This is a genomic window from Dyadobacter ginsengisoli DSM 21015, from assembly GCF_059568735.1.
In genome coordinates this window covers 66,823-83,704 of sequence record NZ_JCANTY010000015.1, presented here as the reverse complement: position 1 = coordinate 83,704, position 16,882 = coordinate 66,823, and the positions used below count along the sequence as shown (strand labels likewise).

General features: G+C 50.9%; 18 protein-coding genes. 1 reads left to right on the top strand and 17 read right to left on the bottom strand.

Translation table 11 applies throughout. The annotated features are described in order from the left end of the window. A partial coding sequence (locus BP71_RS36560; RefSeq protein ID WP_496386632.1) for a HipA domain-containing protein occupies positions 1-759 on the top strand: 759 nt, incomplete at its 5' end. Between the two features lie 395 nt (positions 760-1,154). Here the strand turns inward: BP71_RS36560 and BP71_RS36555 are convergent. The 17 genes from BP71_RS36555 to urtA form a co-directional block, all read right to left on the bottom strand. Next, the gene (locus BP71_RS36555; RefSeq protein ID WP_496386630.1) at positions 1,155-1,955 is read right to left on the bottom strand and encodes a site-specific integrase; all 801 of its coding nucleotides are present in this window, start codon (positions 1,953-1,955) and stop codon (positions 1,155-1,157) included. Between the two features lie 15 nt (positions 1,956-1,970). After that, a complete protein-coding gene (locus tag BP71_RS36550) occupies positions 1,971-2,393 on the bottom strand; it encodes an Arm DNA-binding domain-containing protein (protein ID WP_496386628.1) in 423 nt (140 codons plus the stop codon). Positions 2,394-2,753: 360 nt separating this feature from the next. Further along, entirely contained in the window at positions 2,754-3,455 is a 702-nt protein-coding gene (locus tag BP71_RS36545) for a hypothetical protein (protein ID WP_496386626.1), read from the bottom strand. Next, on the bottom strand, positions 3,431-4,237 hold the full coding sequence (locus tag BP71_RS36540) for an urease accessory protein UreD (RefSeq protein ID WP_496386624.1): 807 nt from the start codon (positions 4,235-4,237) through the stop codon (positions 3,431-3,433). The genes BP71_RS36545 and BP71_RS36540 overlap by 25 nt, the downstream gene beginning before the upstream one ends. Beyond that, positions 4,234-4,869, bottom strand: coding sequence for an urease accessory protein UreG (ureG, locus tag BP71_RS36535; protein ID WP_496386622.1), 636 nt, complete (start codon positions 4,867-4,869; stop codon positions 4,234-4,236). The genes BP71_RS36540 and ureG overlap by 4 nt, the downstream gene beginning before the upstream one ends. Positions 4,870-4,871: 2 nt before the next feature. Further along, complete coding sequence (locus BP71_RS36530; protein ID WP_496386620.1) at positions 4,872-5,558, bottom strand: urease accessory protein UreF; 687 nt, start codon at positions 5,556-5,558, stop codon at positions 4,872-4,874. Between the two features lie 7 nt (positions 5,559-5,565). Then, positions 5,566-6,066: an urease accessory protein UreE gene (locus BP71_RS36525; RefSeq protein WP_496386618.1), complete on the bottom strand. Its 501-nt coding sequence runs from the start codon at positions 6,064-6,066 to the stop codon at positions 5,566-5,568. Between the two features lie 36 nt (positions 6,067-6,102). Beyond that, complete coding sequence (gene ureC / locus BP71_RS36520) at positions 6,103-7,839, bottom strand: urease subunit alpha (protein ID WP_496386616.1); 1,737 nt, start codon at positions 7,837-7,839, stop codon at positions 6,103-6,105. Further along, positions 7,836-8,204: an urease subunit beta gene (gene ureB, locus BP71_RS36515; protein ID WP_496386615.1), complete on the bottom strand. Its 369-nt coding sequence runs from the start codon at positions 8,202-8,204 to the stop codon at positions 7,836-7,838. Before ureB ends, ureC begins: the two co-directional genes overlap by 4 nt. A gap of 11 nt (positions 8,205-8,215) precedes the next feature. Next, the gene (ureA, locus tag BP71_RS36510) at positions 8,216-8,518 is read right to left on the bottom strand and encodes an urease subunit gamma (RefSeq protein ID WP_496386614.1); all 303 of its coding nucleotides are present in this window, start codon (positions 8,516-8,518) and stop codon (positions 8,216-8,218) included. Between the two features lie 81 nt (positions 8,519-8,599). Next, positions 8,600-9,265, bottom strand: a complete 666-nt coding sequence (locus tag BP71_RS36505; protein WP_496386613.1) for a response regulator — start codon at positions 9,263-9,265, stop codon at positions 8,600-8,602. A 35-nt stretch (positions 9,266-9,300) separates the two neighbouring features. Beyond that, positions 9,301-11,136, bottom strand: coding sequence for a sensor histidine kinase (locus BP71_RS36500; RefSeq protein WP_496386612.1), 1,836 nt, complete (start codon positions 11,134-11,136; stop codon positions 9,301-9,303). An 83-nt stretch (positions 11,137-11,219) separates the two neighbouring features. Continuing rightward, positions 11,220-11,930 (bottom strand): urea ABC transporter ATP-binding subunit UrtE, encoded by a 711-nt coding sequence (urtE, locus tag BP71_RS36495; protein ID WP_496386611.1) that lies wholly within the window; start codon positions 11,928-11,930, stop codon positions 11,220-11,222. Positions 11,931-11,933: 3 nt separating this feature from the next. After that, complete coding sequence (urtD, locus tag BP71_RS36490; RefSeq protein ID WP_496386610.1) at positions 11,934-12,689, bottom strand: urea ABC transporter ATP-binding protein UrtD; 756 nt, start codon at positions 12,687-12,689, stop codon at positions 11,934-11,936. A 50-nt stretch (positions 12,690-12,739) separates the two neighbouring features. Further along, positions 12,740-13,846: an urea ABC transporter permease subunit UrtC gene (gene urtC, locus BP71_RS36485; protein ID WP_496386609.1), complete on the bottom strand. Its 1,107-nt coding sequence runs from the start codon at positions 13,844-13,846 to the stop codon at positions 12,740-12,742. Positions 13,847-13,869: 23 nt separating this feature from the next. Further along, positions 13,870-15,507: an urea ABC transporter permease subunit UrtB gene (gene urtB / locus BP71_RS36480; protein ID WP_496386608.1), complete on the bottom strand. Its 1,638-nt coding sequence runs from the start codon at positions 15,505-15,507 to the stop codon at positions 13,870-13,872. Positions 15,508-15,555: 48 nt separating this feature from the next. Further along, positions 15,556-16,860, bottom strand: a complete 1,305-nt coding sequence (gene urtA / locus BP71_RS36475; RefSeq protein WP_496386607.1) for an urea ABC transporter substrate-binding protein — start codon at positions 16,858-16,860, stop codon at positions 15,556-15,558. Positions 16,861-16,882 lie beyond the last annotated feature (22 nt).

Here is a 16,882-nt window from a genome sequence, read left to right as displayed (position 1 = left end):
AAGTTGAGATTGGTTGGAGAGGACGAGCAGGGAACGCACATCCTTAAACCGATACCCACCATCGGTAGTAATCCAGATCAAATGCCAGCCAATGAACATTTGACGATGCAAATAGCCCGCCAGGTTTATGGCATTGAAACGGCAGACAATGCACTTATTTTCTTTGAAAACGGTAAACCCGCATATCTGACCAAGCGCTTTGATGTACATGACGGAAATAAAAAGAAGGCGGTAGAGGATTTCGCGGCTTTGGCAAACAGAAGTCCTCAGACCCACGGGGAACATTACAAGTATCTGGGTAACTATCTGGACCTCTTCAGCGTAATGAAGAAATATCTTCCAATCTATGGATTAGAATCACCTAAACTATTTCAACTAATCATGTTCAATTATCTATTTTCAAATGGCGACGCCCATTTTAAGAACTTTTCGATAATTGAAACCGGCATGGGTGATTTTAGGCTCAGTCCTGCGTACGATCTTCTTAACAGCCGACTTCATGTAAATGATTCCGACTTCGCGCTGGAAGATGGGCTCTTGCCCGCTCAACTATCAAATGGGAATATTGCCAGACGATTTCATACACTTGGAGAGCAAGCAGGCTTGAATACAAAATCGATTACATCCATCTTCAACACGATGCTTTCAAATTCGGAAAAGGTCGAACGCTTGGTCTATGCCTCATTCTTGAATGACCGTTCTAAAAGAAATTACCTACAGGCATATCAGACCAGGCTGAAGAGGCTTGCCAAGGTTTGAAATGGCAGCCTGTCTAGCATCGCTGCCTAATCTCTATGTAACAAGCCAACATTCAACATCTTTAAGTGACTAAAAATCAATATATTATACTACATAGGCCTATCAGAATTTTGAATTTTCCGTGCATCATGAAGGGATTTCTAGAAGATAGTGGTCTTGCTGATTGTCAGTCCGTTAAATCAATCGTTCAAATCCCTCGCTGCTTCTTTAAAATAAATGTTGACAAAGGAGAAACGAGAAAGAGCAAGCCCTTCAAACAGAGGACCTCATTTACTAAACGGAAATGGAATAAGTCCTGGGTGGCACCCTTCATCTTTCGGTTGCTAAATAGGAAAAGGTCGCCAAGATGCCGTAAGCCTTTGGCGACCCATAAACATCTAATGGAACAGGGACACTTACATAACCGCGCCTTTGCCGAGTTTATCTGTCAAACTCTCTTTCAAACGCCTCATATCCTCACTGATTTTAGAATCAATCACCTTTGCATACAATTGAGTAGTCCGAAGGTCTCGATGTCCAAGCATCTTCGACACACTTTCGATCGGAACTCCATTAGACAATGTAACCGTGGTGGCGAATGTATGTCTAGCCAAATGAAACGTTATATTTTTCTCAATACCACAAACATCAGCGATTTCCTTCAAATAGGCATTCATTTTTTGATTCGATAGAACTGGCAGTAAGCGGCTAGCGCTGGCACATTGCGGATGATTCTCATATTTATTTAATATAGTGATCGCCTCAGGCAGTAACGGAATGCTCGACCGGGATTCAGTTTTTTGTCGTTTGATTTGTAGCCATTGCCCCCCGTCAATGCCTATTATAATTTCGGAACGTCTGAGTTTTTGCACATCTACGTAAGCCAACCCAGTATAGCATGAAAAGACAAAAATATCGCGTACGAGCCGTAAGCGCTCAGTGATGAACTTTTTCTTAAGGATTGTCAACAACTCCTCCGCAGATAAGGCTACTCTATCTACCACTATTTTGGGCATTCTGTAGGCGGAGAACGGATCTTTATGTAACCAATCGTTCTTAACGCAGATCAACACAATTTTTTTGAAATTTAAGAGATATTTCATAGTTGAGTTATGACCGCAGCCACAGACTGTCTTAAGGTAGAATTCAAAATCAGCAATAAACTGATAGTTTAAATCGGCGAGATGCACGTCCGGCACTTTAAACTTCCACTTCAAGAAGTTCTCCGTATGCTAAAGTGAGGTCTGGTATCGCTGAAAGGTTGCATAAGCATAATCTATTCCTATTAACTGCTCCATCTTCTTGTTGTGGTCTTTAAAAACCCCAATAAGAGTTCTTGCATTCTTGCCAGCTCCCAGCCATTTTGTTCTGAACACGTCAATGGACATCGTTTTCCCTTCCTCCAAGATTTCCCGTTGTATCCCATAAGCCCGAGCAAGAAGCGCATCAAGAAAGCTATTGATTGTTTTACTTTCAATCGAGCTCCCTTTCATCCTGCCGGCCTCAACAGACCATTTTGCTGGTTCAATCTGTCGATTAGCGCTGGTATCAAATCTTTTTCCGGAAATTGTAATCCGTAGGTAAATCGGCCACAGTTTCTCCTTGGTAGCCTTCGACTTCCTTGCGTAGAAAATTGCACTCATTCTTGCTTCCATATTCGTGTATTTAGACATTAAAAGTAAAACCGCTTTACGCACCGGACAAGATGTTCAATTGGCGCACAACTTACTTATAATCAGAATAATAGAGCAAATTAAGTGCACCTGAATTCGCTAAATTTCAGTGCACCGAATATTACATCTAGAATTTGTCAATAAACGAATAAATTGATCAGTTGGAAACAAAAGAAAAGCCCCTAATCGATTGATTTATGGGCTTTTAGCTAAATTTGATTTTTCAATCAGTGGAGATGCAGGGCTGCAAATCGAACACTTCGCACGGTCTTCCCAATGTTAGATCATAGATTGGAAATTACTGATCACTCGATTTCATTTTGGGCTGACCAGATCATTCACCTACCAGCCCAGAAACACCATTCCGGCGCCACAAATCGTGATCGTAAGCCCGCCCAGGGCGTGCATGTACTTTTCAAGAGAGGACAAGCGGAAAATTGAAATGCCAAAGAAACCCAGGAGAACCATCAGAAGCATCATGGCCAGCGTGCAAACCGTGTAGACGGCAATCATCGTTACCATCGTTGTCCAGGAGCTTTTTGCTGCCGGGAAATAGAGCAGCGGGATCATCGGCTCGCACGGGCCCAGCAAGAATATGATAAACATCACCCACGGCGTAACCTTATGGCGGTCGCCCGGCACAACTGCCTGATTATGATTATGCTCAAACACATACAGCTCTCCATTATCGCCGGCATCGAAATGCTTGTGCGAATACCCGCGCCGCATTTTCCATAAGCCCCATATCCCGTATACAATCCCGAAGCCAAGTAACATCCAGCCCGCAATGCCTCCCCTAACACCTTCCAGCCATTCTATCCTGCTCAGCGACCAGCCCGCCGCCGCACCGCCGAGACCAAGCAGTACCGAACTCCAAACATGGGCGCAGCCGCAAAGTACCGTCCAGCCAATAGTCCTGGGAAGCGACCAGTTTCTGCTTCGGGATAATGCAATAAATGGAACATAATGGTCCGGGCCGCTTAGCGTGTGCAGACAAGCGATGCTAATCGCCGCAGCCATTAATACCTGAAACTCGGTTTGCATAAAATATCGTCGTTTGTAATGATTTCCGATGTGATTTTGAGTGCCTGCATCAGCCGTTCCGAATGGTTACCCAGCATCCTCAACGCAAACCCGTTTACCGGCAAACCGGTGATACCAAAGTCGATACCCGGGATCGCAGCCAGCATTTCCGACAAAAGCGGGATCACGCGCGCAATATCAACTTGTGCATCTATGCAGATCAGCCCGCCCTGGTGTGTAAACCCTTCCAAATGCCCGATTCCGCGAGGATCGGTGTGTTGCGGTAGCAGGCGCAGATTTTCTTTTAAAATGAGTTTGCCTTCCAGGAACACTTCGGTTACCGAGCGGTAATTGGAAAACTGGAACACCTCCCCGTTCAATTTACGCCCGCAGGTGACGATCTCGCCCCATATCAACCTGCTGTCGGTGGAGAGAAATATCCGGTTATCGGCCCGGAAATCTGCGCCGGCCTGGGGTACGCAGGGATGCGGCAAATAGGTGAATGAAGCCCCGGGCGCCAGGTCCACGCGCACATGCTGCTGCGCCGACGCGGACATGCTGAATAAGCGCTGATACGATTGAGTGTGCCAGTGCACGGCCGCACCTTCCTCCAACCGGATGCCGATCTGGTAATGGTCCCCGGCCAGCACGCCCGGCGATGCGCTCATTTGCATTAAATGCAAGGTCGGACGCCGCCTGTCTTCCGTAACGTCCGCGATTTTGAAGGGAGGTTGCCAAAAGCTCTTTTTCAGGTAGGTTCGTCCGTCGCGCATGGCGGCTGTAATGTCCAGGGAGGCGATCATCGGACCAGCTCGGGCTCGTCGATCTCTTCCATCAATGCATACCGGCGTATCCATCCGATCACCTGGTCGAGGCCCTGGAGGGACATCAGGTTGGTGAAAACAAAAGGGGCGCCGTTCCGCATCCTGCGCGCGTCACGCTCCATCACGTCCAGGTCCGCATGCACGTAAGGCGCGAGGTCTATCTTATTGATCACCAACAGATCGCTGCGGGTAATACCCGGCCCGCCCTTCCGTGGTATCTTGTCCCCTTCGGCGACGTCGATCACAAAAATGCTCAGATCAGCCAGGTCGGGACTGAATGTGGCCGACAGGTTATCGCCACCGCTTTCGATGAAAATGATTTGCAGATCGGGAAAGCGCTCCGCCATTTCTTCCACGGCTTCCAGGTTCATGCTCGCGTCCTCGCGGATGGCGGTGTGCGGACAGCCGCCGGTTTCCACGCCGATGATTCGCTCCGGTGGCAGCAGGCTGTTGACAGTGAGAAACAAGGCGTCCTCGCGGGTATAAATATCGTTGGTAATAACGCCCACGCTGTAAATCGAAGCCATGTGCCTCGTCAATCGCTCGATGAGGGCTGTTTTGCCGGAACCTACCGGCCCGGCCACGCCGATTTTAATATAGTTGCGGGTCATATTTAGGACATATAAAGTCTTGAATACAAAGTTTCATGCTGCATGCACCGGATATCAAACCCGGTGCAGCAAAGTCCGAGCAGGTCACGGTCGGGGTCCATCGTGCTTTCAACCAGCTCCGCTATTAACGGTTGTAATGAAAATAGCAGCTCCTGGCCTTCCTGCTGACCCAACGGGACCATTTTGACGCTATTGGTAACCATTCCCACGCTGGCATTGTAATAAAATCCCGCGAGCATATCTTTTTTAAGAATACCCATCGCTGCGGCGCACATCCCGAAAGCCAGACAATAATGTCCTGAAACGCTCTTTTTACGAATGGCTTTGGCGTACTGGTCCAATACAGGGTTTTGCAAAACTGGCTGGAAGACTTTTAATAACCTGTTGCCCAGCTTCGCGCTGGCTTCGCGGATCTCCCTGGGCAGTTTAAGCGCCGTGCATTCGGTATCCAGGCCCATGCATTCGTCGATATCGTTACTACAAACCGCGTCGTAAGCCAGCGAGGCAAATGCGGCATCGCCATAACAGATATTTTCGGTGAGCATATGCCGGATATAATCGCAGGCGCTATCCCGGCTACGCACCATGCCCGACTGCACATAGGTTTCCAGCCCGCCCGAATGCGCATACCCGCCGATCGGCAGCGTAGGATCGCTTAATTGCAACAGGCTCAGCATACGCATTTCCATCGCTATTTCAGGAGTTGGTTAACTGCATTATTTTCGAAAACAAACTGCCGCTATTGCCCGAAGGATGCGGCGAAACGGTCGTTTTAAGTGGTTGCAGCAACTTCCGCTCTTCCCGCAGGACGGCATAGCCCTGCGCTACCAGCAAGCGGTAAAGCGGCGCTTCGAATGGCACCAGCAATGCATCATCTTCGAAAAAAAGCGGCAGATGCTTGTTGCCAATTTCGTAGCAAAGCGAAGCCGTTTCAAACAGGCTACCGGGTTTTACCACAATACAATCGCAAGGCAGAATCCGGGCAACAACCAGGCGCTCCGCATCGGCATACAACACATCGCCCTCCGTAATTTCCGGGGATTCGGCCAGGAATTTCATGGCTACGGCCACCCCCTGGCTCGTCTTCTTGTGCAGGATCCGTTTCCTGGTCTCAAACCATTCCAGGTCCAGCCAGTCCGGTTCTACCGGCAAGCCCTTGTAATCCTCTATACGCCCGGCCTTTTCCCTGATAATCATGCTACAAATGCGTTGAGAGTCGATCGGATAGTTTTGCTAAAAAAGAAAATAGCGCTGCGCCAGCGGTACTACCGAAACCGGCTCGCAAGTGATATGCACGCCGTCTACCCTCACTTCATAGTTCTCCGGGTTCACGTCGATCTGCGGGGTTGCGTCGTTGTGGATCAGGTCTTTTTTGGAAATGCTGCGACAATTCCGGACGGGCCTTAGCAACTTTTCCAACCCGTATTGCTGCACAACACGTTCATCCAGCGAGCATTGCGAAACAAAACTGATGCAGGTGCCCGTCAGCGCTTTGCCATAAGCCCCGAACATATGCCGGTATATGACAGGCTGGGGTGTGGGAATGGACGCATTGGGATCGCCCATTCGGCTGCCGATGATCATGCCGCCCTTGATGATCATTTCAGGTTTCGCTCCGAAAAAAGCTGGTTTCCATAACACGAGATCGGCCAGCTTGCCCGGCTCGATGGAACCCACATATTCGGAAATGCCGTGTGTAATGGCCGGGTTGATCGTGTATTTGGCCACATAGCGCTTGGCCCGGAAGTTGTCGTTTCCGGCCTCGTTATCCTCGGGCAGAAAACCGCGTTGCTTTTTCATCTTATCAGCCGTCTGCCACGTCCGTGTGATCACCTCTGCCACCCGGCCCATTGCCTGGGAATCGGAGCTCATCATACTGAAAACGCCCATATCGTGCAGAATATCCTCGGCAGCGATAGTTTCGGGACGGATCCGCGAGTCGGCGAATGCAACATCCTCGGGTACCGATTTGTTCAGATGGTGGCAGACCATCAGCATATCCAGGTGCTCGTCAATGGTGTTAATGGTAAAAGGGCGTGTCGGGTTGGTGGATGACGGCAGGATGTTGGGATACATGGCCGCCTTGATGATATCGGGTGCATGGCCGCCGCCAGCACCCTCGGTATGGTAAGTATGGATCACACGCCCGCCGATGGCTTCCATGGTACTTTCGAGAAAACCGGCTTCATTGAGTGTATCAGTGTGTATAGCCACCTGAATATCCAAACGGTCTGCAACTCTTAGCGATGCGTGAATCACCGCCGGGGTAGCGCCCCAGTCTTCATGGATTTTTAAACCGATCGCTCCTGCCCTTACCTGCTCTTCGAGTGGCGCCTCGGTGGCACAATTTCCTTTGCCGGTAAATCCGAGGTTCATCGGAAAGGCCTCCGCGGCTTCCAGCATTTTACGGATATTCCACGCGCCGGGCGTAACGGTGGTCGCATTGGTGCCGTCGGCCGGCCCCGTGCCACCCCCAATCATGGTGGTAATACCGCTGAACAATGCGTGGTCGATCTGCTGGGGACAGATAAAATGAATATGTGTATCAATACCACCCGCCGTGGCGATCAGCCCTGCGCCGCCATGTACTTCGGTGGCCGCGCCGATGATCATACCGGGCGTTATGCCGTCGGTAGTGTCGGGATTGCCCGCTTTGCCCACGGCTACAATATGCCCGTCACGAATACCAATATCGGCCTTTACGATGCCCCAGTGGTCGATGATCATCACGCTGGTAATGACCATATCCAGCACGCCATCGTCGCGCACCGCCGTACCCGACTGCGCCATGCCGTCGCGAATCGTTTTGCCACCGCCAAATTTCGATTCCTCCCCATACCCTTCCGGCCCGCCTACCGAAAGGTCGCGCTCGATCTCGATGATCAGATCCGTATCACCCAGGCGCACCCGGTCGCCCGTGGTAGGGCCGTACATATTGGCATATTTGATCCGGTTAATGAGCAGACTCATGGCAGTTCGTTTTTAAAATCCCTGTTTAATGCTTCGGTCAGCGCCGCATCCCTGGCCCCTTCCAGCGGGCCGTCTATCAGGTTATTGAACCCGAAAACCCGGCCGTTCCCCGCTAACGTTACCAGCCATACGTCTTTCTCCTCCCCCGGCTCGAAACGGACCGCCGTGCCTGCCGGAATGTTCAGCCGCATTCCATACGCCTTCGCCCGCTCGAATGCCAGCTGTTTGTTGGCTTCAAAAAAATGAAAATGCGATCCTACCTGAACCGGCCTGTCGCCTGTATTAACGACCGTGAGCTGTTCGGTGCGGCGGCCGGGATTGGCCATAATGTCACCTTCCGCCAGAAAATATTCACCTGGTACCATGTTGTGGCTTTTTAACGTATCGGATTGTGAACCGTCACCAGCTTGGTGCCGTCCGGAAATGTGGCTTCGATCTGAATGTCGTGGATCATTTCGGGGATGCCTTCCATGACATCCTCCCGGACCAGAATGGTAGCGCCAAACTGCATGAGCTGCGCCACCGACTGTCCATCGCGTGCTGCTTCCTGCAACCGGCTACTGATGAGCGCTATCGACTCCGGGTAGTTCAATTTCAACCCGCGGGCCATTCGCTTTTCAGCCAGTTCGCCGGCCAGAAACAACATGAGCTTTTCCTGTTCTCTGGGAGATAAATGCATAGCGCTCAGAATTACTTAGGTATTATTACGTACGTAAATATAACTACCTATTCCAAGCGCTGCAAGTTTTTGAAGTATTTTTTAAACCAATAAGGAAGCTGCCCGCGCATTTTCCATCGCTTCCTCGATCGTACTGACCTGAAACTTGCGAAGGATGTTCAAACGGTGCGCTTCGATGGTGCGGATGCTGATGCCAAGCGTTTCGGCGATATCCTTGTTGCTTACACCCTGATGGATCATGCGGATAATCTGCTGCTCCCGCTTGGAAAGCGCAATTTCGGACGCGCCCGCCGCAGCCGGTGCTTCACCGGTGGCATTGCGTTGCTCGTGGTATTTCCGCACCACCGTATCCGTGACGTCGCCGATAAAATAGAAATGCCCGCCATGTACCGAGCGGATCGCATGCAGGAAGATCTTGTTGCTCGTATCTTTTAAAATGTAGCCGCTTGCGCCCATATCCAGCGCGGTACTCACATAATCAGGGTTATCGAAAAGGCTAAAAAACAGCAGTTTTGCATTGGAATTAGCTTTAATGACCGACTTGCCGGTATCCAGCCCGCTGATACCCTGCATGCGGATGTCCATAATGATCACATCAGCAGGAATATGTGCAAGTGACGTGATCGCCTCTTCGCCCGAAGAAGCTTCGCCGGATACTTCCATATCCGGCTCGTTGTTGATGAGCTGTTTGAGACCGTGTCTGAATATTTCATGGTCGTCGACTAAAAAGACAGCAATTTTTTTCATGTAATCGGGTCGTTTGTCTGTTGTGACAGATTGGTTTACGCGTGTTTCCGCAAAGGAAGTTCAAGCTGAACGGTGGTACCTTTTCCGGGTTCCGAGCTGATGTTCAGCGTGCCTCTCAGCAGGTCGGCTCGCTCTTTCATGCCCCGCAAGCCGTGTGCCTTTGGAAACTTCTCCCGCGAATAAATATATTGGTTATCAAAATAAAATCCTTTCCCATTGTCCTGAATGATCATATTCAGGAACTCGCTGTCGCTGTCTACATGTATTTCGACCATCGTGGCACCCGAATGCTTGATGACATTATTCAGCGATTCCTGCAAGATCCTGAAAACCCCCACTTCCAGCTCGCGCGGCAATGCTTCGGCTTTGATGTTCTCTTCCAAATAAAAAGTGACCTGATCCGACGCCTCGCGGCACATTTTGACCAGCTCCCGGATCGCCGACCGCAGCCCGAAATCTTCGAGTACGCTGGGCAACAAGTCCGCACAAATGCGTTTGGTTTCAAATATAATCGCCGCCAGCAGCTCGTTGACACGATGGATTTCAGGGTCTTTGTGCGCCATCCGGTCGTCGACCTGTTCCAGCTTCATACGCAGGCTGGTCAGCATTTGCCCGATCCCGTCGTGGATTTCGGCAGCTACGCGCTCCCGTTCCTTTTCCTGCCCGGTAATGATCGACAGCGACCGGATATGCTGCTCGGTCTCCTGGCGCCGCATTTTCTCATCGGTCAGTAACCAAAGCTCCTTTTCCGTGTTTTTGCGCTTGGTAATGTCGTTACAAACGACCAGATACTGGTACAACTCGCCCTGGTTGTTGATAATGGGCATCAAAGTCACATCCAGCCAGAAACCTGAACCGTCGGAAGCCGTGTCGTATACTTCTCCCTGCCATACTTCCGTTCGCCGCCGCGGGTCGCGGATGTGGTGGTAGATAATGCTTTCATTTCCGCCCTGGTTATTGTAAAAAAGCGGCCGGTCGCGCAGCTCTGAGCTGCTGTATTTGGTCACGTGGCAGTATTTGTCGTTGGCGTAAATAATCTTTCCATCCTCGTCTGTTTTGACCAGATAAGTCGCTTTTTCCAATGCATAATTCGTCTCCCGGAGCTCCTTATGCGACTTTTCAATGGAAATGCTGCTTTCCTGCAATTGTTTTGCAAGTTGCTTGGAACGGTTTTCCGAATCGATAAGCCCGGTCATCGTCTGCCGGATGCGGATCGAAAGCGGGAAGAAGATCAGCGCTGCTTCCAGGAGCAGCGTAAACAGCACCACGCCGAGCAGAATGTATTCGATCTCTTTCAACGTACGTACCTTCTGCCGCCAGAAACGGTCATAGTCGAACACGATCAGTTCCATGCCAAGCAGGTACGACTTTTCGTATTCCAGTATCTTTTTCACATAAGGTTCGATATCGAGCGAATCCCCCGCCTTTTGCTTTTCCATAACAGCCACCATTTTATTGGACGCGGCCAGTATTTCCTGGTAAGGATCTTTCACCATGTCGTACATCATGGCAATTTCCTTACGGTTATTGGGAGGTAGATTTAAAAAGGAATTGCCGCTGATAAGCGATACGTGTGCCTTCTGCCATTGTTTCAGGGTGTTGACAAATTCCTTCTGATTGGATTCCACGTCCCTTCCCGACTCGATGAGCAATGCGGTCTTACTTAGCGTCTGGCTGTAAGTACGTAAGCGCCCGGCGTAGTTGATAATATGCGAATCGTCGCGCTGAGCGGTGAGATAACGCTGGATCAGGATCTGGCTCAGGATCGAGATCACCGCTACAATGAGCAATGCCGACGCATACAGCCAGGTGAAGTACAGAAATGTCTTCCGTTCCTGGGTTTCGTCCTGAACAACTTGTTTTTTTAGCATGGGCTGAAACTGAAAAATCTCATGTACCTACGCGTAAAGATACGTAGGTACATGAGCATATGCGTTATGCGAACCTGTAAAACTTACAGCGAAATGTGGTTTTGCAGCTCTTCCATGCTCATTTCCTCCGCGCTCCCCTCCGATACCACCGCGCCCCGGCTCATGAAATAGTAGTAATCCGTTACCGGGCTCGCAAAGTCGATCTTTTGTTCTACCAACAATACCGAAATGCCCCTTTCCCGTGCCAAAGTCTTCAAAATCTGCCCGATCTCCTGCGAAATGGATGGCTGAATGCCTTCGGTAGGTTCGTCGAGCAGCAATAGTGACGGCCTTCCCGTGAGTGCGCGCGCGATGGCGAGCTGCTGTTGCTGCCCACCGCTCAGGTTGCCGCCCAGGCGGTTGCGAAAATCTTTCAGGATCGGGAACAAGGTGTAAATCTCGTCTTCTGGAATCTTTGCTTTCCGGTCGGCTACCGCTTCGAGGCCGAGTTTCAGGTTTTCATAAACCGTCAGTTTTGGAATAATTTCCCTTCCCTGCGGCACGTAGGCAATACCCATTCTCGATTTTTTGAATGCAGGCAGCTTCGTAACCGATTCTCCATTGTATTCGATGGTCCCGTCTTTCGGCGGCACAATGCCCATAATGGTTTTCAGCAAAGTGGTCTTACCCACGCCATTACGGCCCATTACCGTGGTAACCGTTCCTTTTTTCACTTCCAGCGACGTGCCCCAGAGGATCGTGCTTTGCCCGTAGGCGGATGTGAGCGAACTGACTTTCAAGATCGGTGTTCCCATTTCTCAGAAATTTTCAAGTTGAACATTGGCCCGTCCCAGGTAGCTGTCAATCACCCGCTGGTCATTACGTACGTCGTCGAAAGTGCCTTCCATCAGCAGCTTCCCGCGCACGAGCACCGTCACCAGATCCTGCGCGATTTGCTCCACAAACTTCATATCATGCTCGATGACGATGATGGCGTGCTGCCGGGCGAGTTGCAGCAGCAGTTCACCGGTTTTCTCCGTTTCTTCGTCGGACATCCCGGCGGCCGGCTCGTCGATCAGCATCAGTTTTGGGTCCTGCAAAACCACAATGGCGATTTCCAGCCATTGTTTCTGACCATGCGAGAGTTCTCCCGCAATTTTTCCCAGACATTTTTGCAAACCCACTTTTAGTGCTACTTCATGAATGCGTCCGTCGATCTCCTCGCTGGGCTTGAAGAAAAGCGAAGCGAAAATACCCTTGTTCATCTTGAAGGCAAGCAGCATATTGTCGTACACCGTGAGGCTGGGAAATACCGAAGGTTTCTGAAATTTCCGGCCAATGCCCATATCGGCGATACGCACTTCGCTTTTGCCCAATACCGAATGGCCGTCGAAACTGACTTCGCCCGCATCCGCTTTGGTTTTGCCACACAGAATATCGAGGAAAGTCGATTTGCCCGCACCATTAGGCCCGATAATGACCCTGAGTTCGCGGTCCAGTAAATTGAAATGGCTCAGATTCAGCGCATGGACGCCCCCGAAAGAGACGGATAAGTTCTTCACTGTCAATAGCATGATTATGGCAGTTTTGTGATTTGAAATAACAGATAACCAGCAATGCAGCGTTACGATTGCACTACTTCCTGCCCTGCGGGCTGAGCCTTTGGCCTACGTTTTCCGCCCAGTTTGGCCATCACCGTTTCGAGCATTCCCAACAGTCCTTTATCAAAATACAATACCGTGGTAATGAACAGGAAACCGAGGATGAACAGCCAGGAGTCGGGAAAGAGGCTGGTACAAATGCTGTACAGAAAATTGACGATTAACGAACCTAAAATAGCCCCTTTCAATTTTCCCCTGCCTCCTATGGCCACCCACATCACCATTTCAACCGATGCCCTTACGTCCATTCTTCCGGGTGTGATAATGCCCGTCTGGGGCGCGTAGAGCATTCCGGCAATGGCGGCGAGCAATGCGGCTACGATGAATATGGCCAATTTGTAATGCATGACGCGATAGGCGGTGTAACTCGTCCGGGATTCGCTGTCGCGGATGGCTTGCAGTACTTTGCCAAACTTGGAGTCGACGAGTTTCGTACTCAACCATAGCGCTATGCCCAGCGTGACGAGCGAAAGCAGGTAGAGGCCCAGCTTCACACCCGGCACGGAAAGGCTGAGCCCGAGCAGTGTTTTAAAATCCGTGAGGCCATTGGTGCCGCCGAGCATGGTTTCGTTGCGAAGGAAAATGAGCCACATCGCCAATGCCAGTGCCTGGGTGATAATGGCCATATAAACACCCCGGATACGGCTTCGGAAAATAAAATACCCGAAAACCAATGCAAATGCAGCCGGAATGAGCAATCCCAGCACGACCACGAGCCCAAAAGACTGGAATGGCACCCAGAAAAACGGGAGCGATTCCACCTGGTTCCAGGCCATGAAATCCGGCATCGGAATGCCGTTGCTACCCGAGGCTGTCGCCCCTTTGAGCACAATGTGCATGGCTACGCTGTATCCGCCCAGACAAAAGAAAAAAGCCTGGCACATGGAAAGAATGCCGGTATACCCCCAGATGAGGTCCACGCCCAGCGCGACGATGGCAAAGCAGAAGTAGCGGCCCCAGAGCGAGATGGTGTTGCCGGATACGAAACCCAGCACATTTCCCAGCGGCAAAATGATCAGGAACAATGTAATGCAGCATGCGTACAACCCGAAATCCTTTTTATTTCCCATAATCGATGTGAGATAAGATTGGTTTAATCCTCGGCAACACGTCCCTTGTCGGGAAAGAGTCCGCGGGGTTTGAATTGCAGGAAGATCACGATCAGCGCCAGAATGAGCACTTTTCCATAAACGGCTTCGTAGAACGATTCCAGGACTTTGGTCAGAAAGCCGATCCCCAGTCCGGAAACAATAGCCCCGGCAATCTTCCCGACACCGCCCGTCACCACCACCAGAAACGAGTCGACGATGTAAGTCTGGCCCATATCAGGCACCACATTACCGATCAGCGTCATTGCACAACCGGCCAGGCCAGCCAGCCCCGACCCTAAAAAGAATGTGATCGCATCCACCCGGCGCGTCTCCACGCCCAGGCAAGCGCTCATCGTGCGGTTCTGGGTTACCGCACGGATGCGGATGCCCAGGCGGCTGCGATAGAGCATCAGGTAGGTAAGTGAGACGACCACGATCGTTAATCCAATGATAAACAACCGGTTAAATGGCAATACCAAATGCGGCATCAGCTGCCAGCCACCCGCCAGGAATGCGGGCGCTTTCACGGCGGTAAGGTCTCCGAAGATACTTCTGGCGGTTTGTACCATAATGAGGCTTACACCCCAGGTTGCCAGAAGACTTTCCAGCGGCCTGGCGTACAAATGCCTGATAACAAGCCTTTCAAGCACCAACCCGAACACCCCTGCCACCACAAATGACGCTGGTAACGATACCCAGAAGTATAAGTCGGACTTCATCCCGAGCGTGTCGATGAAAAGCGATTGCATACAAAAGGTCGTGTAAGCGCCGATCATCAGAAATTCGCCGTGCGCCATATTGATGATCCCCGCCAGCCCGTACACAATGGCCAGGCCGAGTGCAATGAGGATCAGTATGCTACCCAGGCTAATCCCGCTAAACAGGTTTTGTGCCTTTTCAATACGGCTTTGCAGGCTTTCAAGATCCTTCACTTTTTCGGCTGCATAGGCCCTTGCGGACACTACATTTCCTTTTTCCTCGTAATTTTTAAGGATCAACCCTACGTTTTCGCCCCAGTTATGATCGAGGCTATCGATATAGGCTTTTGCCTCGGGTTCCAAAGCGGTTTCATCCAATTTCATCTGAAAAAATACCTCCCTGCCTGCCGTCTGCGCGCCGGGGTCCGTTTCCTGCCGCAATGCTTTTTCGAGCAATGCGATCCTGTCCGGATCCGGCGCGTTTACAAGCTGACCGTACGCCATGATCCGCTTTTTGGGATCATGGCTGGTCAAATTCAGGTAGGGCAAAACAACGTTGAGTATAAGTCTTTCGGATCGGCTGATCTCTACTTTTTGCAGTTGATCGGCTGACAGCTTCGTGGCTGCCTGCTGGTTTGGGGGATAGAGGTAAAAGATCGTAGAAACCTCTTTTCCGCCGGAATTCTCCGCCTCGCCTGTGGTTACGGGTTTGCCGCCCAGCGTATAAAGCTTTTTGTCATTGATCGCCGCGAGCAGCGGGAAAGTTGCAGGGTCCTTTTGCGCCGCCAGATACCGGAGCGCCTGGCTCCGGGCCGTGTCGTTTGGCGGGTTCAGGACAGCCGCAATTTGAATGGAAATGCTGTCTGCCTGCTGTGCAATCGCCCCTCGGCCCATTCCTATGGCCAAAAGGATCACCAGCCACACCTTTTGAATGCAGTTCATAACCAGGGAAGTTAAATGCGGCCGCGATGGCCGCGTTGAAACGGATGCCTATTTGCTTGCGACCGTGTACGTTCCGCCGTGCGCCACGTGGTCGCAGTCTTTGTCGGGGGAAGTCAGTTTGGACCAGGGCTCAGGATTCACCAGGCCCGTAGATTGCCAGATAATGTCGAATTGCCCGTCGGGCTTGATCTCGCCGATCATCACAGGCTTGGCCAGATGGTGGTTTTTCGTATCCATTTTCACCAGGCCGTCCGGCGAATCGAATTCCAGGCCGTACAATGCAGGGCGCACTTTGGAAACTTCGAAAGAACCCGCCTTTTCGGCTGCCTTCGCCCACAGGTACACGCCCGTGTAAGCCCAGCAGATCGGATCGTCGGTTACCCTTTTGTCGCCGCCCGGGAGATTGTTTTTCTTGCAGAATGCGCGGAAATCTTCGACAAACTTCTTGTTTTCCGGCGATTCTTTGGATTGGAAATAATTCCACGCCGCCAGGTGACCTACCAAAAATTCGGTATCCGTTGCGCGCAGCTCGTCTTCCGCCACGGAGAATGCCATAATCGGGCAGGTAGCAGCCGAAAGTCCCTGATTTGCAAACTCTTTATAGAACGGCACGTTCGAATCGCCATTGATCGTCGATAACACGCAAGCCTTGCCGCCCGCCGCGAATTGTTTCACTTTGGAAACGATCGTCTGGTAATCCTGGTGGTGAAATGGCGTGTATTCTTCCACGATATTCTCTTTGGGAACACCTTTCGAAAGCAAAAACGCTTTCAGGATCTTGTTGGCTGTTCTTGGAAAAACATAGTCCGTACCCAGCAGATAAAACTTCTTGTAGCCACCACCGTCTTCGCTCATCATGTATTCGGCAGCGGGGATCAGCTGCTGGTTGGGCGTAGCACCCGTGTAGATCACGCTGGTGGAGCATTCTTCGCCCTCGTATTGAACGGGATAGAAAAGCAAGCCATTGTTTTCCTCAAAAACAGGCAATACCGACTTGCGGGAAACGGACGTCCAGCAACCGAAAACGGCAGCTACCTTTTTATCCAGCAATAATTCCTTCGATTTTTCAGCAAAAAGGTCCCAGTCGGATGCCGGGTCGACGATGACGGGCTCGATCTGCTTGCCCAGTACGCCACCTTTTGCATTGATCTCGTCGATCGCCATTTGCACGACATCTTTCAGCGAAACTTCTGAAATTGCCATTGTTCCGCTCAGCGAATGCAGGATACCGACCTTCACAGTCTCTTTTTTGTCCCCTTCATTTCCCCCTGAACCAGAGCCGCCGCAAGCTGCCAGTGCAAGCACCAGCACAACCATCCATACTACCTGGTAAGACATTTTGAATGTTTTCATCGGTAAATTTTAATAGTGATAT